Source organism: Halobacillus sp. B29, from assembly GCF_052246755.1.
GTDB classification, from domain to species: Bacteria; Bacillota; Bacilli; order Bacillales; family Halobacillaceae; genus Halobacillus; species Halobacillus halophilus.
The window spans coordinates 60,478-86,175 of the sequence record NZ_JBQQCM010000004.1; the positions used below are offsets into that span (position 1 = coordinate 60,478).

Genomic DNA, 25,698 nt, shown 5'->3' on the forward strand with positions numbered 1-25,698 from the left:
AGGGATGATCAAAGTGAAACAGGTTTCAAAAGTATTCTACATTTCAGTAGTTGTAGCACTATTATTTATCGCTTGGGGAGTCATCCCTGAAAGCGTGCTGCCTACTTGGAATTTAAGTAACATAACATCTAATGTTCAAGGTTTCTTGACGGATAAGTTTGGCTGGTTCTATCTATTATCAGCTACTGGTTTCGTTATCTTCGCTATTTATTTAATCTTTTCTAAATTTGGGAAGTTAAAATTAGGAAAGCCAGATGACGTACCGGAATACCCATATATCACCTGGTTCGCTATGTTATTCAGTGCAGGTATGGGGATTGGACTTGTATTCTGGGGAGCAGCGGAACCAATTTCCCACTTCCATACTCCACCTATTATAGGACAAGAGCCTGCAACGGAAGAAGCCGCACAATCAGCTATGAAATACAGTTTCTTCCACTGGGGCTTACACCCTTGGGCTTTTTACTCTGTAATTGCTCTGGCACTTGCTTATTTCAAGTTCAGAAAAGATGCGCCAGGTGTGATCAGTGCGACTTTAGTTCCCTTGTTAGGGGAGAAACGAGTTAAAGGCCCACTTGGAACACTGATTGACTTTATTGCCGTATTTGCGACAATCTTTGGTGTAGCCACTTCCCTGGGACTTGGTGCCCTGCAGATATCAAGTGGACTAGCCTTTACAGTTGATGGGCTTGAAGATACTTTCACTCTGCAATTAATGATTATTCTTGCGGTAACCGTACTGTTTATGGTCTCAGCGATGACCGGTTTAAATAAAGGAATTAAGTACTTGAGTAATACCAATATTGTGTTGGCTCTTTTACTTATGATCTTTACGCTGTTCGCTGGACCTACGAACTTTATTTTGGAACTCTTTACGACCACGTTCGGTTCGTACGCACGTGACCTTCCATATATGAGCTTCCGACTGACACCGTTCGCAGAAGATAGTACGTGGGTGAAAGACTGGACCATTTTCTACTGGGCTTGGTGGCTTTCCTGGGCTCCATTCGTAGGAACCTTCATTGCCCGTGTTTCTAAAGGCCGTACGATCCGTGAATTTATTCTAGGCGTACTTCTAGTACCAACCGTCTTTGGTGCTCTATGGTTCTCCGTATTTGGCGGTACAGCCATTTCTCTAGAATATTTCGATGGAATTAACATCATTTCCGATGTAAATGAACTTGGTAACGAGGTTGCTCTCTTCTCCATGCTTGAGCACATTCCTCTAGGTGGAGTTATGTCCGTTATTGGTCTTCTATTAATCAGTACATTCTTTATAACGTCAGCTGACTCAGCTACTTTCGTTCTTGGAATGCAGACAACCAATGGCAGCTTAAACCCTAAAAACCAAGTGAAATTTACTTGGGGTGTTATTCAAGCCGGAGCAGCTGCTGTGCTTCTTTGGCAGGGTGGATTAGGCGCCTTACAGACAGCAGCTATTATTTCAGCTTTCCCTTTCACCATTATCATGATTCTTATATGCTTCTCGCTATATAAGACGTTTAATGAAGATGCAAAAGAAGCTGGACTCAAAAAGAGGAAAAAGTCTAACCAACAATAAATTCTCCCCTCCTTTATAAGGGGTGTTACTAGACCGTCGAGACTCTCTCGACGGTCTTTTTTATCTTCATTTATAAATGGTTTTGGTGGAGTGCTAAACCCCAAAATCCACCTACTTCGTTTTTTATTTCCAAGACTTAATTAAACCAAATCGCTGATTGTCCATAAAAAGCTTATTACGTTAAAGGGCCGTATACTGGAAGACTCAGTTTCGAGATATCTTAGGTCCGTTGCTGATATAGAGAGGGGCTGGCTACGAAAACAACTCGCTTTCTGCGGCCCTACACGAAGTAGGGTCGATCGACGTTGCGTCGTGCAGGGCTGGAAAGCGAAATCATCCCCCGAAGGACTGTCCTCTCAGCCTAAATATCTCGAAATCAAGTCTTAAAGAAACGGGAGCTTATCTTTAAAATCTACACAAGCATGTTCATCTGCATGTTCTCCCCCCCCTTTTTTGTTACAAAATTGATTATTTATTAACATATGGATTAATGATAAAACACTCGGTTATCATTTCAATGACATATCCATTACAATGGCAGGTTCTCCTTTTTTGTTTGTTACACTTGTCCTGCAACAGATTAGAAAGGGGTGCAGACAAGCCATGACGTACAGTAGAATTATTTCATTAATACTCATCATTTTATTAGCAGGCTGCATTCCTCAATCTGACAATGTGGAAGTTTTACAAGCCCACTCTGAATCTTACGGTGTTTATCTATATACGGAGATAGATAATGACCATCCATCAGAAGCCGATAACTATTTAACTGCTCTACTTGATTGGAAAATGAAACACGATCACAAATCCCTTTCGTTTGAGCAATCAGAGGCCAATACAGGACAGATTGATGTCGATGAGGACCAACTCCCAGCCCTTGTTGTTAAAAGAGATGGGAAGGTCATCGAATTGATTTCTGGAGATTCTGGATCACAGGATATTATGAATAAATTAGAAAGTTCTATATCTTTAACTAATAAAAACTCCTGAACGAATTCGTTCAGGAGTTTTTCAATTGAATGTATAAGAATTAAAACCTATCTCAACCCGAAAGAAATTCCCACCATCGTTTTTCTCTTCATAGCTTTTCGCACATAAGTGATTATCATACTTAAGAATATTTCTATAGTGTAATGGGATATTAGCGAATTAGGGATAGTGGTCTATTAGCATAATCCCCCACTTACGAATCATCATCAACTGACAAAAAACTCCTGAACCAGGATGGCTCAGGAGTTTTTTTAACATTATTTAGTGATGTGAATCGGGCTGCCCATGGCTACTTCAGCCGCTTCCATTGTAATCTCACCAAGAGTTGGGTGAGCATGGATAGTTAAGGCAAGATCTTCAGCGGTCATGCCTGCTTCAATGGCAAGTCCTAATTCAGAGATCATGTCACTTGCATTTGGTCCTGCAATTTGAGCACCAATTACTAGATTGTCATCTTCACGAGTAATCAGTTTCAAGAACCCGTCACTATCATTAAGAGAAAGCGCGCGTCCGTTAGCTCCGAATGGGAACTTAGATGCTTTCACATCATATCCCGCTTCCTTAGCTTCATCTTCTGTATAGCCAACAGAAGCAAGTTCTGGATCGGAGAACACAACAGCAGGGATGCCTAGATAATCAATTTCTGATTTTTCACCGGCAATAACTTCTGCTGCGATTTTACCTTCATAAGAAGCCTTATGAGCAAGCGGAGGTCCATCAACGATGTCACCAATCGCATAAATGTTATCAAAGTTTGTGCGACACTGCTTGTCGATTTGAATAACACCTTTATCGCTCATTTCAACACCAAGTTCTTCAAGACCGATTTCGTCTGTATTTGGACGGCGTCCTACGGTTACAAGCACGTAATCAGCTTCGATGGTTTTTTCTTCACCTTTTACTTCATAGGTTACTTTTACGCCATCTTCCGTTTCTTCTACCCCTTGTGCCATAGCATTAGTAACAATATCTACGCCTTTTTTCTTCAGGCGTTTCTTAACGAGAGAAGACATTTGCTTCTCAAAGCCGCCAAGGATGTCTTTCATGCCTTCAAGGATAGTTACTTCCGTATCGAAGTTCGCATAAGCCGTACCTAGCTCTGTACCAATGTAACCGCCGCCGATAACGACCATTTTCTTCGGTACCTCATTAAGAGCAAGTGCTCCAGTAGAGTCAATCACGCGCTCAGAGAACTTGAAGTTAGGAAGCTCAATTGGACGGGAGCCAGTCGCGATAATACAGTTATTAAACGTGTACGTCTGGGAGTTCTTATCATCCATAATACGCACTGTATTTTTATCTACGAAGTAGACTTCACCTTTTACGATATCGACTTTATTGTTTTTAAGAAGTCCTTCTACACCGCCGGTAAGCTTCTGAACAACTCCGCTCTTCCACTCTTGTACTTTAGAAAAGTCTACCGTCGTGTTTTCAGACTGAATACCCATGTCCTCGGCACCTTTGGCGTGCTCATAGCGGTGACCCGCCTGAATAAGCGCTTTGGAAGGAACACAGCCTACGTTCAAGCAGACCCCTCCAAGGTTACCTTTGTCTACGATTGTTACGTTTTGTCCAGTTTGAGCGGCACGGATGGCAGCTACATAGCCGCCAGGTCCCGCTCCAATGACTAACGTATCTAGTTCAATTGGAAAATCTCCTACTACCATACTTTACGCCTCCATCATAATTAGTTGTGGATCGTTCAGTAAACGCTTGATGTTATTCATTGCATGCTGAGCTGTTGCACCATCGATAATACGGTGGTCAAAGCTTAGGGAAATAGCAAGAACAGGAGCTACAACTACTTCGCCATCACGAACCATTGGTTTTTCAGCAATACGTCCAATTCCTAGAATAGCAACTTCTGGATGGTTGATTACTGGAGTAAACCATTGTCCGCCGGCAGATCCGATATTTGTAATCGTTGTAGATGCGCCTTTCATTTCTTCGGATGTCAGTTTACCATCGCGAGCTTTGACTGCCAATTCATTGACTTCACTTGAAATGGAGAAGATTGACTTACGGTCTGAATCTTTCACCACTGGTACAAGCAAGCCTTTGTCGGTGTCTGCTGCAATACCAATATTATAATAGTGTTTTTGAATAATTTCATCTTTATCGTCATCTAGTGACGTATTTAATACTGGATATTTCTTAAGCGTCGATACAAGCGCTTTTACTACATAAGGCAAGTAAGTAAGCTTAATATCCTGTTCAGCAGCTACTGCTTTGAATTTCTTACGGTGAGCAACAAGTTCTGTCACGTCTACTTCATCCATAAGGGTTACGTGAGGAGCTGTCTGCTTAGAATTCACCATAGCTTTAGCAATGGCTTTACGCATACCGCTCATTTTCTCGCGAGTTTCAGGATACGCTTCTCCAGCTGCTGGGGCTGTCTGAGCCGCGGCTGCTGTTTCTTGCTCTTCTGCTTCTTCGCTTGCTGTATCCGCTGCCGCCTCTGTTTGGTCGCCGCTCATGAAGCTTTCGACATCCTCTTTCAAGATACGGCCGTTTTTACCAGAGCCTTGTACTTTACGGATATCTACATCGTTGTCGCGGGCAAATTTACGTACGGATGGCATAGCTACTACGCGCTTGTCTTCATCTACATCACTGTCATCTTCAGCTGCAGGCTGTTCAGAAGCAGATTTTTCTTCTTTTTGCTCTGATTGTTTTTCTTCTTTCGGCTCTTCTTTAGTTTCCTCTGCGGAATCATCAGAAGACCCTTCATCAGAACCTGTGTCTTCGGAGCCGTCATCGATTGTGATAATGACCGTTCCTACTGTAGTTGTTTCGCCTTCTTCGACATGGATTTCTTTTACTGTACCATCGACTTGAGACGGAATTTCAACAACTGCTTTGTCGTTTTGCACTTCGCAAATGACGTCGTCTTCTTTAATTTCATCACCTGGTTTTACAAACCATTTGGCAATTTCACCTTCGTGGATACCTTCACCGATATCAGGCAGTTTAAATTCAAATGCCACGCTTACTACCTCCCATTATTAAAATGATTAAAAGTTCATTACTTGGTTAACTTTTTCAACTACAGAATTGTAGTTTGGAAGCCAAACTTCCTCTGCTTGAGTGAATGCATAAACAGTATCAGGTGCATGTACACGCAGTACTGGAGCTTCAAGATGCAGAATAGCTTTTTCTTGAATTTCGGCAGCTACGCTTGCTGCAATACCTGCCTGCTTTTGTGCTTCCTGTACAACAACTGCACGGTTTGTTTTCTTAACAGATTCAAGAATGGTTTCATAGTCAACTGGGCTGACTGTGCGAAGGTCGATCACTTCAGCACTCACACCATTTTCTTCTAGCTCTTCAGCTGCTTTCAGGCAGGAGTGAACCATTGCGCCATACGCTACTAGAGTAACATCGGTTCCTTCGCGTTTAATATCTGCTTTATCAAGTTCAATTGTATAATCTTCTTCTGGAACTTCGCCGCGGAAAGAGCGGTATAGTTTCATATGCTCAAGGAAAACGACTGGATCGTTATCGCGGATTGAAGAAATTAATAGTCCTTTAGCATCGTAAGGTGTAGAAGGGATAACGACACGCACACCAGGCTGCTGAGCAATTAGCCCTTCAAGACTGTCGGCGTGAAGTTCAGGTGTATGAACACCGCCGCCGAAAGGAGAACGAATCGTAATCGGCATGGAGCGTGTGTTACCTGTACGATAACGGTAACGAGCCATTTGACCATTGATTGCGTCCATTGTTTCATAAACGAAACCAAAGAACTGAATTTCAGGTACTGGACGGAAGCCAGTCAAAGCAAGTCCGATGGACATACCGCCAATTCCAGACTCAGCTAGTGGTGTATCGAATACGCGATCTTCACCGAATTCGTCTTGAAGACCTTCTGTCGCACGGAATACTCCGCCGTTTTGACCAACGTCTTCACCGTAAATCAGCACGTTTTCGTCGTTTTTAAGCTCGGTTTGCATCGCGTTTGTGATAGCTTGGATCATTGTCATTTGTGCCATGGTCTACTTCGACTCCTTTTCCTTATATTCTTCCATCTGCTCTTCTAGGTTAGGTGGAAGTTGTTCGTGCATGTTACTGATCAGATCCGTAACTTTTTGTTTCGGTGTATTGTCTGCTTCTTTAATCGCAGCTTTGATTTCTGCTTTCGTATTTTCAATTAATTCATTTTCTTCTTCTTCGGACCACAAGTCCTTACCTTCCAAGTACTTACGGAAACGGACGATTGGGTCTTTCTTCTCCCATTCGCTGTCTTCTTCGTCTGTACGGTAACGTGTTGGGTCATCACCTGCCATTGTGTGTGGACCATAACGGTAAGTAAGAGTTTCAATCAATGTTGGACCTTCACCGTCAACCGCACGTTTACGCGCTTCTTTTGTAGCTGCATAAACGGCAAGTACGTCCATTCCGTCTACTTGGATTCCTTCAATACCAGCTGCAACTGCTTTTTGCGCAATGGTTTGAGCAGCAGATTGCTTTTCAACTGGTACAGAGATCGCAAAGCGGTTATTTTGCACAACGAAAATAGCTTGCGCGCCAAAGGCTCCTGCAAAGTTAATTCCTTCATAGAAGTCACCCTGGGATGCTCCGCCGTCACCGGTATAAGTAATAGCCACTGCATCTTGACCGCGTTTTTTGAAGCCTAGTCCCACTCCGGCTGCTTGTGTAATTTGAGCACCGATGATGATTTGAGGGCTAACTGCATTCACGCCTTCTGGCATTTGGTTTCCTTTAAAGTGGCCACGGGAAAATAGGAAAGCCTGGTAAAGAGGAAGGCCGTGCCAAATTAGCTGAGGCACATCACGGTAGCCTGGAAGAATAAAATCTGCTTTTTCCAGTGCGTATTGACTTCCAAGCTGAGAAGCTTCCTGTCCTGCTGTAGGAGCGTAGAAACCTAGACGTCCCTGACGGTTTAACGCGATGGAACGCTGATCCAATATACGCGTATAAACCATACGCTTCATAATTTCTTTTAAATCTTCATCTGACAAATCAGGCATTGCATCTTCATTGACGATTTCGCCTTCTTCGTTCATGATTTGAAACATTTCGAACTGATTTTCAATGTTCTCAAGAGTACGTTTCAAAATCGTTCACCTCTTCCTTTCTTATTCTAAAAATAGATGCTGTGATTAGCTTTCCCAAATATGAAAAAAAACTGTACCGATTTGCTCTTTACGTATTACCCTGTACACAACTTCACTAATCATACGTAAAATCTCAGCTAAACTGTTACATTTTCCCTGGAAGATTTAATGGTACAATGTAGATCCACTTAGTAGTTTAGCTCAATTCGCCATCATTCGTCAATTACAACCTTAGTTATAACCCATATATAGTTCTGTGCCTTGCGCACAGGGCGTGTAAAATGGAGAAAAAAGATAGAAATACCGCCTCTACTGTACCATTGAAAAATTAAGCCTGTATTAATTTTAAGTTTTTTCTCTGTATCATGCAAATAAAAAAACCGCCAGACGCTGACGGTTGATAAGTATGTATGGCTTGCTAAGTGATTTCGACAATTATTCGGACTTCTCAGTTTCTTCGTAAGATACATTGAGATCAAGTGCTTCGTAAAGTTCTTTCTTTTCCTTATTATACTGATCTGTATATTGGTTGAATTCTTTATTTGCCTCAATGACCTTATTATAGCTGTTATTAATACTTTCAATCTTCTTCTGCATATCTTCTTGAGCTAACTCTTTGTTTTGAAGCATATCATACAATTCTTTATCATGTTCTAATGCTTTGTTATAAGCGTCATATAATTTCTGATAGGCTTGATAACGGCTGTCCATTGTTCCAACAAGTTCCTCAGCCTTTTCTTTCGCTTCTGCCTGTTCTTCATCTAACTCATCGATCAACGGTTTGATCTCATTGAACTCTTCTTTGGCGGCTTCAATACTTTCTTTTTCCGCTTCAAGCTTCTCCTGTCTTTCTTCTACAATTCCAGCGGCCTCTTTCGAAAGCGACTGAATTTTATCAAATTGATCCATATTCAAATCAATTATTTTCTCATAAAGCTCCTGTTCTTCATTTTCGAGCTTAACGAGAGGCTGCTGCTGTTCCCGGAAACCTTCCTCTTTCTCAACTGCCTCTTCCAGATGATTGTACACCTCTTCCTGAGCAGATGGACCTGTACAGGCAGCCATAATAAAAACAACTGCTGCCAATGCCATGAACAAACGTAAACGCACGATCACTTTTTCCCCCTTTTATGCAGACTGCACCTAAAACATGATTGTAATCTTGTGATATGTACAATAGTATAATAAATGAAATTAAATTGGAAGTGACTTTTTTCAAATGTTTCCAATAACCTTGGAGCAAAGACACAGGTCCGCTTCCCTATTTATATAAGATGGTATAATGTTCAAGTGGGAAAGGATGTTTAGTATGATAACTATGGAAGATATCGTTCGGGAAGGGCACCCGGCCCTACGGAAGGTGACAGAAGAAGTAGCTCTTCCTCCTTCTGAAGAGAACAAGGAAACCCTGGAATCCATGCTTCAGTATTTAAAGAACAGTCAGGACGAGCAAGTGTGTGATCGATATGGTCTGCGTCCTGGCGTTGGACTAGCCGCGCCGCAGATTAATGTAAACAAACGAATGCTTGCCGTACATTTTATTGATTTAAAAGATAAACTTTACAGCTACGGATTATTTAATCCTCGTATTGTAAGTCATTCAGTGGAACGTACTTACCTTTCAACAGGAGAGGGATGCTTATCTGTTGACCGTGAAGTACCTGGCTATGTGCCAAGGTATCGCCGGATTACAGTAAAGGCGACAGATCTTGAAGGCAACGAGGTTAAACTTCGCCTGAAAGATTATGCCGCGATTGTTTTTCAACATGAAATTGATCATCTTCATGGCATTATGTTCTATGATCATATTGACCCTGATGATCCATTCAAAGAGCCTGAAAATGCTGTTCCCGCTGATCGATAAAACCAATAAAAGAAGCCTGCCGGAACCCCGGCAGGCTTCTTTTATTAACTTTAACAGTGACCATAACGCTAATGCGCCAATCGTTATTAGTGATTTTCATAAGAGGCTTATTCAACAATAGGGCCGGATTGTTGAAGACTCAGTTTCGATATATCTTAGGTCCGTTGCTGATATAGAGAGGGGCTGCCTGCGGAAACAACTCGCTTTCCTACGGGGGAACTGGCAAGCCTCCTCGCTCGTTCCCCGCAGGACCTAACTCTCTCACTAGCTATCTCGAAACTGAGTCTTACGTAAACGTGAGCTTTACTTCAATAGCAATACTTCATAGTCAGGAGCGGTGCTTTATTAGTCCCAGGTCGAAGATGGCTTTTACCAATCCGCCTTCATTTACATCGGTGGTTACCATATCACTAACCTGTTTAGCTTCTGGCACAGCGTTTCCCATAGCTACTCCTGTACCCGTTTCACGCAGCATTTCAATATCATTTAACCCGTCTCCAAATGCAATGGAATCCTCAATTCGAAGACCAGCTGCTTCAATCATTTTCTTGATTCCCTCAGCTTTCGATCCTCCTCCTGGTAAAACATCACAGGAGTAAGGGTGCCAGCGGATGTAATCAAATGCTTTGTGAACACTTCTATAGTCTTCAATTTCCCCTCCCTGACAGAACAAAAGGGATTGAAAGATTTCCCGGCCTTTATAAAAACACTCATCTACCTGAGGATAGTCGAAATGAAGCGAACCCAGACTTTTTTCAATATGAGAATGTTCTTGCTCGGAAGCTCTCATGGTTTCATGGTTCATAAAAACCATGGGATGATTGTTTTCTTGCGCATGTTCATGTAACTTTTCCAAGTAACTTTCGGAAAGGGGGTTTTTGTAGACTACTTCCCCTTCAAATATGACGTACTGACCATTAAAACTTACATAGGAATCGATTCCAAGCTCTTCCCTTATTTCTTCGTACATGAATGGTGCACGTCCTGTAGCTATTGCGCAGTAAACGCCAGAATTTTGCAGCTCCTTTATAGCTTCTTTCGTTTCTTCTGGAAGTTGTTTTTGATGATTTAGTAATGTCCCATCGATATCGAAAAAGGCGATTTTCTTGTCCATAAAAGTTCCTCCATCTCTGTATTCCATAACTATTTGGTTATCCCATCATAATTAAGTTGATTGTTTGGCTATACTGTAGCACGAGAGGATAATTTTGAGAAGAAAAACAAACCATAATAACAAATTCTACTATGTAAATGTTTCATTCTTAATCAAACCGTATTATACTAGTAGTAACAGGGATTGGGCGGTTAACGTTTTAGTGCTTTTTTCATCAGTGGAAGGGGATGGATTCACCATGATGAAGCGATTGTTAAGGAAGCTGAAAAAACGTTGGAAAAAATTGATGGAACGTAAGACATATGCTTAGAGCCCACTGGCCGGATGGCTCCAAAAGCTAGTTCAACTACCGTTATCATTACCATACGATAATTAAACGTGCTATTATTAATGACAGGACAAGAATGTGGAAATTATATCTAGTTAGGAGCGATAATGTAATGATATACAAAGTATTATATCAGGAACTGGCGAAAGAAGTTCCTGTCCGTGAACGTACTCAAGCCATGTACGTAGAAGCGGAAACCGAAAGAAAAGTTCGTGAAAAATTGGCTAATAAAGGATTTAACATTGAATATATCCAGGTGCTTAATGAGGATCATCTGGCTTATGAACAACAATCCGAAGATTATCACGTGGAGAATCTGTAACGCATGAAATTTGTAAAAAATGACCAAACAGCCGTATTTGCCCTTGGCGGTCTCGGCGAAATTGGAAAAAACACATACGGCGTTCAGTTTCAAGACGAAATCATCCTCATTGATGCAGGTATCAAATTCCCTGAAGATGAACTTCTGGGAATAGATTATGTTATTCCTGATTATACCTATTTAGTTCAAAATCAGGATAAAATTAAAGGACTCTTTATTACGCATGGTCACGAAGACCATATCGGCGGAATCCCTTATTTACTACGTGAAATCAACATCCCTATCTATGCTGGGAAACTTGCTGCCGGCTTACTTCGAAATAAGCTGGATGAGCACGGTCTGCTTCGTAACACGAAGATGCATACGATCCAGGAAGATGATGTCATTAAATTTCGCAAAACATCAGTATCCTTTTTCCGTACCACTCACAGCATTCCCGATTCATACGGAATCGTTGTGAAAACACCTCCAGGTAACATTGTTCATACCGGAGACTTTAAATTTGATTTCACACCTGTCGGAGAACCTGCTAATTTAGCTCGTATGGCTGAAATTGGAAAAGAAGGGGTTCTCGCCCTGTTATCAGATAGTACGAATAGTGAAGTACCTGGCTTTACCAAGTCAGAACGTGTAGTTGGACAAAGCATAGATGATATATTCACACGTGTAGACGGACGTTTGATATTTGCAACATTTGCCTCAAACATCCACCGGTTACAGCAAGTTGTAGAATCGGCAGTTAAAAACGGCAGGAAAGTTGCCGTTTTTGGACGCAGTATGGAATCATCCATCCGTATCGGACAGGAGCTCGGTTATATCCGCGCACCTAAAGATACATTCATAGATGCGCAACAAATTAACCGTCTTCCGGCCAACGAAGTGGTTATCCTATGTACCGGTTCTCAAGGTGAGCCAATGGCAGCTCTATCCCGTATTGCCAATGGCACCCACCGTCAAATTCAAATTATGCCTGGCGACACCGTCGTGTTCTCCTCTTCCCCAATCCCTGGTAACACGATCAGTGTCAGCCGCACGATTAATAAATTGTATCGTGCAGGAGCCGAAGTTATTCACGGCCCATTGAATGACATTCATACATCAGGGCACGGCAGCCGTGAAGAAATGAAGCTGATGCTGCGTCTGATTCAGCCACGCTTCTTTATGCCGATCCACGGAGAGTATCGCATGCTGAAAGAACATGCGAAGTTAAGTCATGATTGTGATTTAGCCCCTGAAGATTGCTTTGTTATGGATAACGGTGATGTATTAGCTCTTGGTAAAGATGAAGCGATGGTCGCTGGTAAGATTCCATCTGGTTCTGTATATGTAGATGGCAGCGGAATTGGCGACATTGGTAACATCGTACTGAGAGATAGACGCATTCTTTCTGAAGAAGGCCTCGTTATCGTAGTGGTTAGTATAAACATGAAAGAGTTCAAGATCGCTTCAGGTCCAGATATCATCTCTCGCGGATTCGTCTATATGAGAGAATCGGAAGACTTGATTAAAGAAGCGCAGAAACTTGTAAATAATCATGTTGAAAAAGTTATGGAACGCCGTACGACTCAGTGGTCTGAAATCAAGAATGAGATTACAGACACCATTGCACCATTCTTATTTGAAAAAACAAAACGACGTCCAATGATCCTTCCGATCATTATGGAAGTATAAAGACACCGAAAACCCCCGCTGATTAAATTCAGCGGGGGTTTTTTAAAGATCTATTGACTACAACATATGCTTGCTAAATGGTCATAACGTTTAGCGCCGACACCGTTTTTTACAAATTTTGAACCTAAGAAAGACAGGACTGGTCTCTCTTGTTGGAAAATAGAACTTTTTATAATCGTTTTAAAGCTTTTTTCAAATCAGGCAGTTCTAAGCTTCCATTCTCAAAAAAGTTCTTAACTATATACTGGGAATAGTTAACGGCTGATTGATAGTCGATATGGCCCGGCAGTGGTGCCATATCTTCAATAGCTACATCGATAATAACCGGCTGGTTGGATACAAAAGCCTGCTTCATTTTTGGTGCCAGCTCCTCATAGCTTTCAATTCGATAACCTTGCCCTCCACAGGACTCTGCGAATTTTGCAAAGTTCATTTCTCCTAAATTGGTGGCATGGTTAGGATGGCCCATTTGAGCTTGTTCATATTTGATTAAACCAATTTTACTATTATTTAAAACGATGATTTTGACGGGAAGATTATACTTAACGGCGGTCACAAAATCATGCATCACCATGGAAAAGCCACCATCTCCGACAATACCGATTACTTGTTTCTCTGGGTAGGCAACCTGTGCAGCAATCGCTCCCGGTAAACCACTGCCCATCGTGGCAAGCCAGCCGGAAATAACAAACTTCTGGTCCACAAATGGCAGAAAACGTGATATCCAGACTGTTACATTCCCAACATCCCCTGAGATAACAGCTCCAGACTCCATATGATTTTCTAGTTCATACATGACTTGAGGCGCGTGTAAAGGATTCTCTTCCGAACGCTTCTCCTCTTGAAGAGCAATATGCCAGTTCTTCATTTTTTCCTGGTATTTTTCAAGGAATGGACGCTCTTCTATAGGTGTGATTCCTTGAGACAAAGCTTCCATCGTTTCTTTCGCATCCCCGGCTAAACCTAATTTAATCGGATAATACTTCCCTAGATGCTCTGGTTTGTTATCGATTTGAATGGCATCCACATGGTCGGGCAGGAAATCCCGATAAGGGAATTGAGTGCCTATAAGAATAAGAAGATCCGTTTCTTTCATGGCATGATAAGCCGGTTTCGTTCCGATTTGTCCTGTATGCCCAAGGCAGTAAGGGTGGTGATCTGGTAAGACCCCTTTTGCTAGAAGACTTAAGATTACAGGGGCTTTAATGGTTTCAGCAAAAGCCATTAGCTCTTCTCTTGCACCAGCTGCTCCTTTACCTGCTAAAATCACTGGTCTTTCTGCCTGCTCAATTCGTTTCTTCGCTTCTATCATGTGGTTTTGTTTAGGCATCATCTCCGGCTGAAATAGGTTACTTGCACGTAACCGTACATCGTCCGCTTGCTTTGCGGCAAAAAGATCATCAGGAACAATCAGCACAGATACACCTTTTTTAGCATAAGCTTCTCTCACGGCCTGATCCAGGAGATCCGGCAGCTGTTCATGGGAGGCAGCCCGTTTATTAAAGACCGCTACATCATCAAACATGCGCTCAAGATTCTGTTCCTGAAACGCTCCGGTGCCTACCTCATCACTTTGAACATGCCCTACAATGGCGAGCACAGGTGCCTGGTCCGCTTTTGCATCATACAAACCGTTTAATAAATGAATAGCGCCAGGACCTGTGATGGATAGCGTGACGCCTAACTTTCCGGTAAGCTTCGCGTAAGCTGCTGCCGCGAGCGCTCCTGTCTCTTCATGTCTTACCTGTAAAAAAGAAAGTTCCTCTTCTCTTTTTCTTATATCATCAATAAATTCATTAATAGAATCTCCCGGCATTCCATATATATGATTGACTCCCCAATCAATTAACTGCTGGGTTAATACTTCGCCTGTACGTTGATCGAACATAAGTATCATCCTTCCTAAGTTTCCTAGTGCAATGAATATTGTCTATAGCACTTTATATTTCCCTTTTGCTTAAGAAGTAAACTAAACTGCCACCAAATATTGTATATTTGTTTATCCCAAGCATCTTTTTTTATGCTCTCTTAAAGTATAATGTTGATTTTTCATAAGAGCCTTATTACGCAATAGGGCGGTTTAGTTAAAGACTCAGTTTCGAGATATTTTTATGAGAAGAAAGGTCCTGCGGGGGATGATTCGCTTTCCGCGGGCATGTGCTGAGCCTCCTCAAGCTAAAGCTTTCCGGGGTCTCACCGATCATGTTCATCCCGCTCTTACCCTTTAGGAAGTTGTAAACGCTAATCATGTCCTAAACGACATGTAGTGCTCTCCAGCTCCAGCACCTAGCGTCTAGTGAGACTTCCCTCACTTCTGTACGATAAGGCAACATCGAATCGCTCCGCTCTTCGTGTTTTCTTTATCTCCGCCAGCTCAGTCCAGTCCATACGCCGCTGACCAAGGTGCTTCCGCTTTTAACCTAGGAGTCATCATCATCCCCCTCCGGACCTTGCCAAATCAGAAGCTCGAAACCACTTCAACCATCACCTGCATAATGAAGTATTAGCCCATGTAGTTAGGATGTAACGACAGAGATCGCCCGTCATGAAAGCATTTCATACAGATTACGGAGGAGAACCAATCTCTTCCGGAAGGGTCCGTTCGTAACATTATAGTTGGGGTGGTGGGGAAATGGCGAGACTCCCATGGGAGAAGGGACTAGGTGAGATCCCGCAGGGAGTGAAACGAGCGAGGAAGCTCACCGTTCCCCCATAGGAAAGCGAGTTATTTCCCCACCAGCCCTCCTCCACATAGAGTAACGGACCCATTTATCTCGAAATTGAGTCTTACAGAAAAGGAAGCTTTACCTTAAAATCAACACGGAAGTTTAACAGAGCTTTTTTTTTAAATATCTCACCGTTCGTTATCATATGAGTTTCGTTTTTCAAGTATAGAAAACATAATAGTAATTGAAGCAAGGGCTGCTGCGGAAAACGATTATTACAATATAGGGAGCTTTATTTGGAAAATGAACACGAAGAGTTTACAACGCGTACTAATTGATTTGCTTTAAAAGCTAAAAAAACCTGCCAGCATGGCAGGTTTTTTTAAGATGATGATTAATCTTCAACTACAAGATTTTTTTCAAAACGACTGATGTCTTTATCTGCTCCGATGACAATCAATACGTCATTTTCACGGATTTCTTCTGTGGCCATTGGAGATACAATGACATCTTTCTTCCTTTTAATAGCCACGACGTTACACCCGTACTCAGCACGGATATCAAGATCCACCAGAGTACGCCCGCTCATTTTGCTTCCTGCTTTAACCTCTACGACACTATGGTCATCTGATAATTCAATGTAGTCGAGTATGTTGTTGGAGATGATATTATGTGCAATTCGTTTACCCATATCACGCTCAGGGTGAACAACGTGATCAGCCCCGATTTTAGCCAATACTTTTTCATGATAGTCATTCTGAGCTTTAACGGTGATCGTTTTGATGCCTAATTCCTTCAGCATTAAGGTTGTGAGAATGCTCGCTTGTATATTATCCCCTATCGCGACAATGACGTGGTCAATATTACGCATTCCAAGTTCTCGCAGAACGTTTTCATCCGTAGAATCGGCGATTACAGCATGAGCCGCTATATCTCTATATTCGTTCACTTTATCTTCATCAAGGTCCAGAGCTAATACTTCCATTCCCTCACGGCTTAGCTCTCGGCATATACTGCCGCCGAACCGCCCGAGTCCTATCACGGCAAATTCTTTTTTCATGATCTGTCCTCCATCTTTTCAGTGAAAATCTAACGTTATTCTATCACATTATACGCTTCTGCACATCATAAGTATGAATGTGTCAAAATCCTTCAATTACAATTTAAAAAAACTTGCAGAGAACCAAGCAGGTCCTCTGCAAGCTGCATGAACAACTTATTACTTCTTACCTTTGACATAATCTGCATCAAATAGGAACATCCGCATCAGCATGATAAGTGATGGAATGAGTAAAAATAACCCGGCTATAAACACGACAATTAAGGCCACCGCCATAGATTCACTTGTCACTCCGCCAGACAGTGTGACATACGGGTACAGCAGATAAGGTAGATGGGAAGCACCATAACCGAAAAAGGCTACAAAGAATTGAAGCATTACGGCGATGAACGCCCATCCATAATACTTCCCTTGATAGATTAGGAAAACTGCAGCCATAAAGAAAGCCACGGAAATTCCGAAAACCCACCACAGATCGATTGCCCGCTGGAAGTGTTCCGGGTTTTGCTGACTAAGCGCAATAAACGTGGTTAGACTGGCAATAATGGTTGGCGAACTCCAGAACAATGCGTACTTCCTAACTAAATCGAGCGCAGGTTGATCCCCGGCACGCTTTGCATAATAGGCCAGGAACATGGAGCTGATATACAGCACTGAGACGATGGCGAGAAAAACCACACTCCAGGAATAGGGACTGGAAAACAGCTCTCCGTACATTAGTTGGACCCCGTTCTCCGTTTCTTTAATATAACCACCTTCGGAGATCGTGAGGGCCGTTGACAGAGCAGCAGGTATCAACAAGCCTGTGGCTCCGTACAAAAACATGTACAAATGATTCTCTTTTGAACCATAGTTTTCAAAGGCGTAAAACGAGCCTCGAATAGCAAGCAGGACAATTGCAATACTTCCCGGGATTAATAGGGATTGCCCAAAGTAATAAGCCATATCCGGGAAAAATCCAATCAATCCAACAAAGAAAAATACGAAAAATACGTTGGTTACCTCCCAGACGGGGGAGAGATAACGAGAGATCAGTTTATTAATGATGTGATCTTTTTTCGTTACTTTAGCAAAATAAGCAAAGAACCCGGCACCGAAGTCAATCGATGCTACAATCAGGTAGCCGTAGAGAAACAGCCAAAGTACAGAAATTCCAACTAGTTCATAACTCATGAGTTAGTTACCCTCCTTTGTAGCTGCCACTTCAGGATAACGATGTTCAAGCTCATGTTCAGCCGGGTTTCCTTTAAATATCTTACGGAGCGCGATTACACAGCCGATCGACAGCACAATGTATAAGCCAATGAATAGAATAAGCATCCACCCAACATATGGAGAGGTGGTTGCTCCTTCAGAGACAGTCATAAATCCTCTTAGAATCCATGGCTGCCGTCCAAGTTCCGCAAATACCCAGCCAAATTCGACAGCGGCCATAGATAATGGTCCGAGAGAAGCAATCCCCCATAAGAGCAGCGGGTGATATTCGTTCCACTTCTTCACCTTCCAGAACACCAGGTACATAAGGGAAACTCCAAGTGTGAAGAAACCGATCGTCACCATTAAGTCAAACATATAGTGAATCCAAAGCGGAGGCTCTTCATCATCCGGAATTTGATCCAGTCCAGTTACTTCTGCATTAAAGTCGCCGTGAGCTAAAAAGCTTAAGCCATTTGGTATCCGAATCGCATTCTCCACTTCCTGATTTTCATTTAATGTACCGAAAACAACCAGGTCTGCTCCTTCTTCCGTTTCAAAATGCCATTCTCCGGCAGCCAATTTTTCCGGCTGCTCTTTAGCAAGGAACTTAGCAGATAAGTCACCTGCTATAGCGGTAGCTATTGCAAAAATGAATACAGAAACGACCGTAAGTTTCAAGGCCTTCATATGGTAAAGAGTATTTTTCTTTTTCAATAGATAAATAGCTGCAATGGTCGCAAGGACAGCTGCTGCGGTTAAATAAGATGTAGAAACGACGTGAAAAACCTTCGTGGGCGTCGCTGGATTAAACATCGCAGCTAATGGTTGAATGGACGTAACTGTGTCTCCTTCCAGTTCAAACCCTTGCGGAGTGTTTAGAAAGCCGTTCACCGATGTGATAAAGAAAGCTGATAATGTAGAGCCGATCACAACAGGAATGGACAACAGCCAGTGGTACATAGGATTTTTAAATCGGTCCCATGTATAAAGATAGATTCCTAAAAATATAGCTTCAAAGAAAAAAGCGAAAGTTTCCATGAACAGTGGTAAGGCGATTACCTTACCTGCCAGTTGCATAAAGCTCGGCCATAAAAGGGAGAGCTGTAATCCAATCGCGGTTCCTGTCACAACCCCTACAGCCACTGTAATGGTAAATCCTCTTGTCCAGCGTCTTGCCAGCAGCGTATAGTGAGGATCTTTCTTTTTAATTCCTATGAATTCTGCTATGGATATCATGACCGGAATACCTACACCAAGCGTAGCAAAGATCGCGTGATACCCAAGAGTAAGTGCAGTCAGCATGCGGCTAAGCGTAGCACTATCTAAATCAAACATCTTCCCTTCCCCCTCTTACTGCTAGTAAATCTTATGAATTCAGACAATCTACCCCTAGTATAATAGGTGAAAACGGTTTAAGTGCGATAGGTATATGACTATTTTGTGACAAACTTCACAAAGTCTTAATTTAAGTTTATGATACACGATATGGTCTTTGATGTCTAAATGTATGCCTAAAACGTTTTGTAAGTTCTATTCCCTATCCCTTATGGTTTCTAACGATAGATTGCACACAAAAAAGACACCCCGGTAAGGGTGCCTTTTATACTCAGGAAGTGATAGGTGAATACAAATCCTAGATGGCATCAAGCATTTGGAACTGGGCTTTCACTAATTCATAATACTCACCTTTTTGATCCATTAATTCATCATGTGAACCGTTCTCAAGAATGCGTCCATTCTCCAGTACATAAATGTTGTCCGCTTCACGGATCGTGGACAGCCGGTGAGCAATAATAATGGCCGTTCGACCGTGTAATAGTTTACGCAGGGCTTTCTGGATACGAACTTCCGTTTCAGTATCTATGCTTGCGGTAGCTTCATCTAAAATAAGAATCCGCGGATCTGCAAGTAAAGCACGGGCGAAGGAAAGCAGTTGTTTTTCTCCAGCCGATAAAATACTACCGCGCTCTTCTACTTCTGTATCGTATCCCTCACTTAAACGGTTGATGAAATCTTCTGCTCCGACCACTTTAGCCGCTTCTTTCACTTCTTCATCACTGGCAGTTGGACGACCAAAGCGGATATTCTCAAGAATGGTTCCGGAGAAGATAAAGGTATCCTGCAGCACGACACTGATTTGCTGGCGCACACTATCAATGGTCGCATCCTGCAAATCGACTCCGTCAATCTTAACCGCTCCTTTTGTTGGATCGTAGAAACGGCTGATTAAATTCGCAATAGTCGATTTCCCGGATCCGGTATGCCCGACGAGAGCTACCGTCTCTCCCTGTTTCATTTCTAAATTGATATCATGAAGAGCGATCCGTTTTTCATCATAAGCAAATTGAACATGGTCAAATTCTATATGACCTTTCATATCTTTCAGTTCAACCGCATTTGTCTTTTCTTCTACATTTGGCTGTTCATCCAGAAATTCGAAGATCCTTTCAGAGGAGGCCATTGCCATGAGCATTTGATTGTACATCATACCAAGCCTTGAAATTGGCTCCCAGAACATACCCAGGAAAAAGGCAAAGGAGACGAATTTACCAATGGAGATGTCCCCGCTTAGGATCAGATAGGCGCCGAAAGAGATAAGGATAACGGTTCCAACCGCATTACTCATCTCTACAAACGGCCGGAACATCGCACTTTTTCTAGTGGCTGTATTCCAGGACTGAAAGTTATCTGTGTTCACGCCATCGAAGTACTCTGCATTCTCTCTTTCCTGTGAAAAAGATTGCGTAATTCGAATCCCCTGAATACTTTCGTTCAAATGAGAGTTGAGACGAGACTGCTGAATCCGTACATCCTGCCAGGAGCGCCTGATATTACGGCGCAGTTTCGTAGAAATATAAAACATTAGCGGCATGATCACAAGAATAGCTAAGGCAAGTTTCGGACTCATCCAGAACAGGATTGCGATAATTCCGGTAAGCATGACCACATCCATAAGCAAGTTGATAATACCATTCGTAAACAATTCCTGTAGAGAGTTTATATCATTCATTATTCTTACAAGAATGGAACCGGCTGATCTTGAATCAAAGAACTTGTGAGAAAGCCGCTGAACATGCGAAAACAAATGCTGCCGAAGATCATAAATCACATTCTGACCTAAAATATTTACATATTTAATCCTCAGTGTATTTGCAATATAACTAAGCAGGTAAAGAATAGAAATACCGACAACAAGTTGAATTAAAAGATTTGTATCACTGTTGCCAATAGCTTTATCAATGGCTACTCTACCAATTAAGATCGGCACGACCAGACGGACAATTGTTGATACGAGCATCGCGATGATCGAAATCGGAAGCAGTGTTTTAGCATAAGGCTTCACATAACGCAGCAGTCTCCACATTTGCGACCAGTTGAAGGGCTTTTCAACCGCCTGATCCTGTGTATATTTAAAACGATTTAAGTGTTTATTCGTGACAGGTTTATGTTTCGGTTTTTTTGCCACCTGTTTCTCCCCCTTTCTTTAAGCGTTAGAAGCATTGAGTATTTTTTCTTTATCCTGATATTGAATATCGTAGATCCTCTGATAGGGCCCCCCGTTATAAACAAGGTCATCATGAATGCCTCGTTCTTTCACTTCCCCTTCTTCCAGTACGAGAATTTCATCCGCATGTTTTAAGGAAGAGATTCGGTGGGCAATAATGAAGGTTGTCCTCCCTTTCATCACTTCTTGCAGGGCTTTTTGAATTTGGAATTCCGTTTCCATATCGACGGCTGAAGTGGCGTCGTCTAAAATAAGTACGGAAGGATCAATCAAGATGGCTCTTGCAATCGCAATTCGCTGCTTCTGTCCTCCAGACAGCCCCATGCCTCGTTCTCCAAGCAGAGCGTCATAACCCTCCGGCATTTCCATGATGAAGTCGTGTGCCTGCGCCCGTTTGGCTGCATCCATCACATCTTCAATCGTGGCATCTGGATTGCCGTAAGAGATATTTTCCTTAATCGTAGTAGAAAACAAGAAAGATTCCTGCAGGACAAATCCGATGTTTTTCCTTAGAGTTTTTAGCCCAAATTCTTGAACCGGAGTTCCATCGAGTAAAACCCGCCCTTTCTCTGGTTCATAAAATCTGGTGATAAGTTGCGTAATACTGCTTTTACCTGCACCCGTTGCCCCGATTAAACCAATCGTCTTACCAGGAGGCGCATCAAAGGTAATATGTTTTAAGGCTGAATCGTCGTCTTTTGTATAAGTTAACGTCACGTCTTCAAACGTTACATGACCTTGTAAGCGATCTACGACGATCGGGTCCTCTTTTTCCTGGATATCCTCTTCCGCTTCCAGAATTTCAAGTAAGCGCTCTCCAGAAGCTTTCGATTGGGAGAACAGGTTGATGACGAACCCTAAGTTCATAAGCGGTCCAAGAATGTACCAAACTAGACTGAAAAAGGCGACCAATTCTCCTAATTGAAGCGACCCATCGATGACTAAGTAACCTCCGTATGCAAGCAGAGCCACCACACAGACGTTGCCGATAAATTCCATCAAAGGAAAGAAACGTGCCCATATATTTGAAGTTGTAATATACTTTGACCGATAGTCTTCGCTACGATCCGAAAACCTTCCGATCTCAAAACTTTCTCTGGACAGTGATTTCACCGTATTCATGCCGCTGATATTTTCCTGTACTCGTGTATTCAGTTTCCCAAATGACTTCCGGATTCGCCGGAAAGCTGGGTGTACTCTGCGATCAAAACTGTACACTACAACAGCCAGGAACGGCATGGCCGCCATTGTCACGAGAGCAAGCGGAATGGAGTAATAAAACATCACACTCAAACTGATTACAATTAACAAGGTAATACGAATGAGTTCTGAAAAACCAAAGGATAAAAAGAAGCGAAATCCTTCTACATCTGCCGTTAAACGGGACATCAGGTCTCCCGTCTTCGCGTTATCATAATACTTAAAGGATAGACGCTGCAGTTTTTTATATAACTCATCACGCAGAGTGAAAACGGAACTGATTCCAAAGTATTCTCCTAAGTATTGATGAAAATAAGTCGCAATCCCCTTCACGATCATTAACAAAATAAAAATGCCGCAAATGTATGGGATTAAATTATACTCTTCGCCCCGGATCACTTCATCTATCGTTTTTTGCAGGATGACTGGATAAACTACCGTAATTCCGGCTACGAATATGAGAGATAATACTGATAAGAAAAAGAACTTTCGGTAGGGCCAGTAAAACTGCTTTAATTTTTTAAAAGTCTCCATAATCCCCCTCCTCCAAATATTTTAACGTATTTATAAATATATCGGGTATCGAAATAAAATGCCACCCTTACGTGCCAATTTTTAAAAATTTCTGCCAGTTTGAATCATTCAGCCAGTGAAAATGGTCATATCTATTTAGCAAGCTTTATGGCAGTTAATTATGCCGAATCCCCCGGATATCTGCCGGTGTTCGGGCCTTTCATTAAATAACAGGACCACACGTGATAAAGCCTTCATTTAACTTGCCCCCTAACATAAAAAAAGCAATCCCCATAGTTATATGGAAATTGCTTTCTTGTCATTCCTTATTTTTGGTTAAGCCCAAGTACGCGATTCACACGTTTACGAAGCATTTTCATTCCGCCGCCTCCAGCTTGAAAGTGACGGAGGTTCCCTTCTTCATCAAATACATAATAAGCAGGTACGTACTGATTATCGAACGCATCCGTAAGAGCGTGCCGATTATCAACGTATATCGGCTGAGTAATGCCATGCTCTTTCGCTACTTCCTGAATTTGATCTAAGTCGAGATCTTTTTCAGACCGAGGCATATGCACAGCAATTACGTTTAGATCATCCCTATATTCATCACGAAACTCATTGACATTAGGCATGGCTTCTTTACACATTCCGCAGCTGACTGACCAGAAGTGAATTAATGTCGGTTTATCGCCGATTAAATCTTCTTTCGTTAATGGCTCGCTGTTATACCATGTGGTTGCTTCTGGCAATTCAGGCATCGGTGTTCTTAAACGCATAATCGAATCCTCCTCTTCCTTGTTTAAGATGGAAAAGGGTCTAACACCTGACATGTTAGACCCTAAATCTTTCGCTCATTCGTTAAAGGGAACTTATAGGGTTTCCTGACCTGGCTTCCAGTTAGCAGGGCATAGTCCACCCGTTTGAAGCGCCTGCAGGACACGAAGCGTTTCGTCTACATCACGGCCGATATTGTTGTGATTAACTACTTGATACTGCAGTTCACCTTCTGGACTGATGATGAATAGACCGCGAAGAGCCACACCTTCCTCTTCAATCAATACACCGTAGTCTTTAGATACCTGATGATTGGTATCTGCCGCTAAATGATATTCAAGGTCACCTAGGCCATTATCTTCGCGGGAAGTATTGATCCACGCAAGGTGTGTGTGAATGGTATCTGTAGATACTCCGATTACTTCAGCATCCAGATCTTCGAATTCATCGAAACGATCAGATAGTGCTGTAATTTCTGTAGGGCATACAAATGTGAAGTCCATAGGGTAGAAGAAAAGGACTGTCCATTTGTCGTTCTTCATGTTCTCTTCCAGTGAAACTTTACCGAATTCTTTGTTAGGAAGTACTGCATCCATTTCAAAGCGTGGCGCTTGCTTGGCTACCATACGATCTGCCATTTGAATCCCTCCGAAAAATAATTTAAAACTTGAATTACTGTCTTTATCACAATACCTAGTATAACGAGAACGTTAATTATAGTCAATTTCAGATAATAATTAATTTAATCTGACTTGTTCCCGTATAAATTGTACTTTTCTTACGATTAGTATGTACCACTGCCTTTCTCATTAAACAATAGTTCATCAGAAAAGTAAAACTATATACGTGTCACTCAAAATATTCTACATGAAATACAAAAAAACGAAATATTAATTGAAATGATTCTGGACTTTCCGATATTCTATAAAGGAACCCTAGCAAATTTTGGAGAAAGGAGTCGTAAAATGAATATATTTGAAGAAGGTTTTAAGTTCAATCCTTCTGTGGTTGTAGAGGATATCATAAGAGGGGGGCTTGAAATACTCCTTTTACTTATTGCCTTTGCTATTGTGAAACCGCTTGGTAAAAAAGCAATAGGTGCGGCAATGAAGCGGATGAGCAATCAGCGGAAATTATCAGATGGTCGAAGTCAGACGCTTGAAAAACTGGCTATTAATATTTTTTCCTATTCCATTACTTTCATTTTCATCGTCATGGTTTTAAGTGCCCTTACGATCGAAATTGGACCACTGCTCGCTGGAGCTGGAATAGTCGGTCTTGCCATAGGCTTCGGTGCTCAGGGACTGGTTTCCGATATTGTGACCGGTTTCTTCCTATTATCAGAGCGGCAGGTTGAAGTGGGAGACTACGTAACCGCTGGCGGATATGACGGAGTGGTTGAGGAAGTAGGTATACGGACAACTCTGCTTCGCAGTTTCGATGGAACTCTGAATTTCATCCCAAACCGGAACATTTCAGGCGTAGCCAATCACTCCCGCGGAAACATGCGCGCGCTGGTGGATATCGGTATTGGTTATGATGAAAACATTGATCAGGCTATGACTGTCCTAAAAGAGGTTGCTGACGAGTTTGCAAACGATGAGCGTTTTAAAGAAGGCCCAAGCGTTCTTGGTGTTCAAAGCTTAGGTTCTTCCGATGTTGTCATCCGCATCTTAGGAAAAACGGAAAATATGGAACAATGGGCTGTGGAGAGAGACTTGAGAAAAGCTATGAAAGAAGCTCTCGATCAAGCAGGCATTGAAATTCCTTATCCTCATCAAGTAAATGTAACGAAAAAAGAGAACGATTAATCGCTCTCTTTTAAAACTGGCCCGGGGAAACCCGGGCTATT

At 42.2% G+C, this 25,698-nt stretch carries 20 protein-coding genes; 6 read left to right on the forward strand and 14 right to left on the reverse strand.

The window, feature by feature from the left end; all coding sequences use genetic code 11:
* The first annotated feature begins 13 nt into the window (after positions 1-13).
* Both ACTWP7_RS06545 and ACTWP7_RS06550 read left to right on the forward strand, forming a co-directional pair.
* On the forward strand, positions 14-1,561 hold the full coding sequence (locus ACTWP7_RS06545) for a glycine betaine uptake BCCT transporter (RefSeq protein WP_443122715.1): 1,548 nt from the start codon (positions 14-16) through the stop codon (positions 1,559-1,561).
* Between the two features lie 603 nt (positions 1,562-2,164).
* Complete coding sequence (locus ACTWP7_RS06550) at positions 2,165-2,551, forward strand: hypothetical protein (RefSeq protein WP_443122494.1); 387 nt, start codon at positions 2,165-2,167, stop codon at positions 2,549-2,551.
* A gap of 257 nt (positions 2,552-2,808) precedes the next feature.
* Here the strand turns inward: ACTWP7_RS06550 and lpdA are convergent, their stop codons facing one another.
* The 5 genes from lpdA to ACTWP7_RS06575 form a co-directional block, all read right to left on the reverse strand.
* A complete protein-coding gene (gene lpdA / locus ACTWP7_RS06555) occupies positions 2,809-4,218 on the reverse strand; it encodes a dihydrolipoyl dehydrogenase (protein WP_443122495.1) in 1,410 nt (469 codons plus the stop codon).
* A 3-nt stretch (positions 4,219-4,221) separates the two neighbouring features.
* Positions 4,222-5,538: a dihydrolipoamide acetyltransferase family protein gene (locus ACTWP7_RS06560; RefSeq protein WP_443122496.1), complete on the reverse strand. Its 1,317-nt coding sequence runs from the start codon at positions 5,536-5,538 to the stop codon at positions 4,222-4,224.
* Positions 5,539-5,565: 27 nt separating this feature from the next.
* A complete protein-coding gene (locus ACTWP7_RS06565; protein WP_014643050.1) occupies positions 5,566-6,543 on the reverse strand; it encodes an alpha-ketoacid dehydrogenase subunit beta in 978 nt (325 codons plus the stop codon).
* A 3-nt stretch (positions 6,544-6,546) separates the two neighbouring features.
* On the reverse strand, positions 6,547-7,590 hold the full coding sequence (gene pdhA / locus ACTWP7_RS06570; protein WP_443122716.1) for a pyruvate dehydrogenase (acetyl-transferring) E1 component subunit alpha: 1,044 nt from the start codon (positions 7,588-7,590) through the stop codon (positions 6,547-6,549).
* Positions 7,591-8,064: 474 nt separating this feature from the next.
* Positions 8,065-8,745 (reverse strand): YkyA family protein, encoded by a 681-nt coding sequence (locus tag ACTWP7_RS06575; protein ID WP_443122497.1) that lies wholly within the window; start codon positions 8,743-8,745, stop codon positions 8,065-8,067.
* A 193-nt stretch (positions 8,746-8,938) separates the two neighbouring features.
* Between ACTWP7_RS06575 and def the strand changes: the two genes are divergently transcribed.
* Positions 8,939-9,493, forward strand: coding sequence for a peptide deformylase (gene def / locus ACTWP7_RS06580; protein WP_443122498.1), 555 nt, complete (start codon positions 8,939-8,941; stop codon positions 9,491-9,493).
* Between the two features lie 328 nt (positions 9,494-9,821).
* Here def and ACTWP7_RS06585 read toward each other — a convergent pair whose 3' ends face one another.
* Positions 9,822-10,607, reverse strand: a complete 786-nt coding sequence (locus tag ACTWP7_RS06585) for a Cof-type HAD-IIB family hydrolase (protein ID WP_443122499.1) — start codon at positions 10,605-10,607, stop codon at positions 9,822-9,824.
* 440 nt (positions 10,608-11,047) lie between these two features.
* Between ACTWP7_RS06585 and ACTWP7_RS06590 the strand changes: the two genes are divergently transcribed.
* Positions 11,048-11,257, forward strand: a complete 210-nt coding sequence (locus ACTWP7_RS06590; protein WP_443122500.1) for a DNA-dependent RNA polymerase subunit epsilon — start codon at positions 11,048-11,050, stop codon at positions 11,255-11,257.
* A 3-nt stretch (positions 11,258-11,260) separates the two neighbouring features.
* Positions 11,261-12,928 carry a ribonuclease J1 gene (gene rnjA / locus ACTWP7_RS06595; RefSeq protein WP_014643044.1) on the forward strand — a complete coding sequence of 556 codons (1,668 nt, stop codon included), beginning with the start codon at positions 11,261-11,263 and terminating at the stop codon, positions 12,926-12,928.
* A gap of 169 nt (positions 12,929-13,097) precedes the next feature.
* Here rnjA and ACTWP7_RS06600 read toward each other — a convergent pair whose 3' ends face one another.
* The 8 genes from ACTWP7_RS06600 to ACTWP7_RS06635 form a co-directional block, all read right to left on the reverse strand.
* A complete protein-coding gene (locus ACTWP7_RS06600) occupies positions 13,098-14,816 on the reverse strand; it encodes a pyruvate oxidase (RefSeq protein WP_443122501.1) in 1,719 nt (572 codons plus the stop codon).
* 1,172 nt (positions 14,817-15,988) lie between these two features.
* Positions 15,989-16,654: a potassium channel family protein gene (locus ACTWP7_RS06605; RefSeq protein WP_443122502.1), complete on the reverse strand. Its 666-nt coding sequence runs from the start codon at positions 16,652-16,654 to the stop codon at positions 15,989-15,991.
* 159 nt (positions 16,655-16,813) lie between these two features.
* Complete coding sequence (locus ACTWP7_RS06610; RefSeq protein ID WP_443122503.1) at positions 16,814-17,827, reverse strand: cytochrome d ubiquinol oxidase subunit II; 1,014 nt, start codon at positions 17,825-17,827, stop codon at positions 16,814-16,816.
* Positions 17,828-17,830: 3 nt separating this feature from the next.
* Positions 17,831-19,186, reverse strand: a complete 1,356-nt coding sequence (locus tag ACTWP7_RS06615) for a cytochrome ubiquinol oxidase subunit I (RefSeq protein WP_443122504.1) — start codon at positions 19,184-19,186, stop codon at positions 17,831-17,833.
* Between the two features lie 298 nt (positions 19,187-19,484).
* Positions 19,485-21,317 (reverse strand): ABC transporter ATP-binding protein, encoded by a 1,833-nt coding sequence (locus ACTWP7_RS06620; protein ID WP_443122505.1) that lies wholly within the window; start codon positions 21,315-21,317, stop codon positions 19,485-19,487.
* Between the two features lie 18 nt (positions 21,318-21,335).
* Positions 21,336-23,090, reverse strand: a complete 1,755-nt coding sequence (locus ACTWP7_RS06625; RefSeq protein WP_443122506.1) for an ABC transporter ATP-binding protein — start codon at positions 23,088-23,090, stop codon at positions 21,336-21,338.
* A 305-nt stretch (positions 23,091-23,395) separates the two neighbouring features.
* Positions 23,396-23,848, reverse strand: coding sequence for a redoxin domain-containing protein (locus ACTWP7_RS06630; RefSeq protein ID WP_443122507.1), 453 nt, complete (start codon positions 23,846-23,848; stop codon positions 23,396-23,398).
* 93 nt (positions 23,849-23,941) lie between these two features.
* Positions 23,942-24,484: a peroxiredoxin gene (locus ACTWP7_RS06635; RefSeq protein WP_014643036.1), complete on the reverse strand. Its 543-nt coding sequence runs from the start codon at positions 24,482-24,484 to the stop codon at positions 23,942-23,944.
* A gap of 327 nt (positions 24,485-24,811) precedes the next feature.
* Here ACTWP7_RS06635 and ACTWP7_RS06640 point away from each other — a divergent pair, with 327 nt between their 5' ends.
* Positions 24,812-25,657: a mechanosensitive ion channel family protein gene (locus ACTWP7_RS06640; protein WP_443122508.1), complete on the forward strand. Its 846-nt coding sequence runs from the start codon at positions 24,812-24,814 to the stop codon at positions 25,655-25,657.
* The last annotated feature ends 41 nt before the right edge of the window (positions 25,658-25,698 follow it).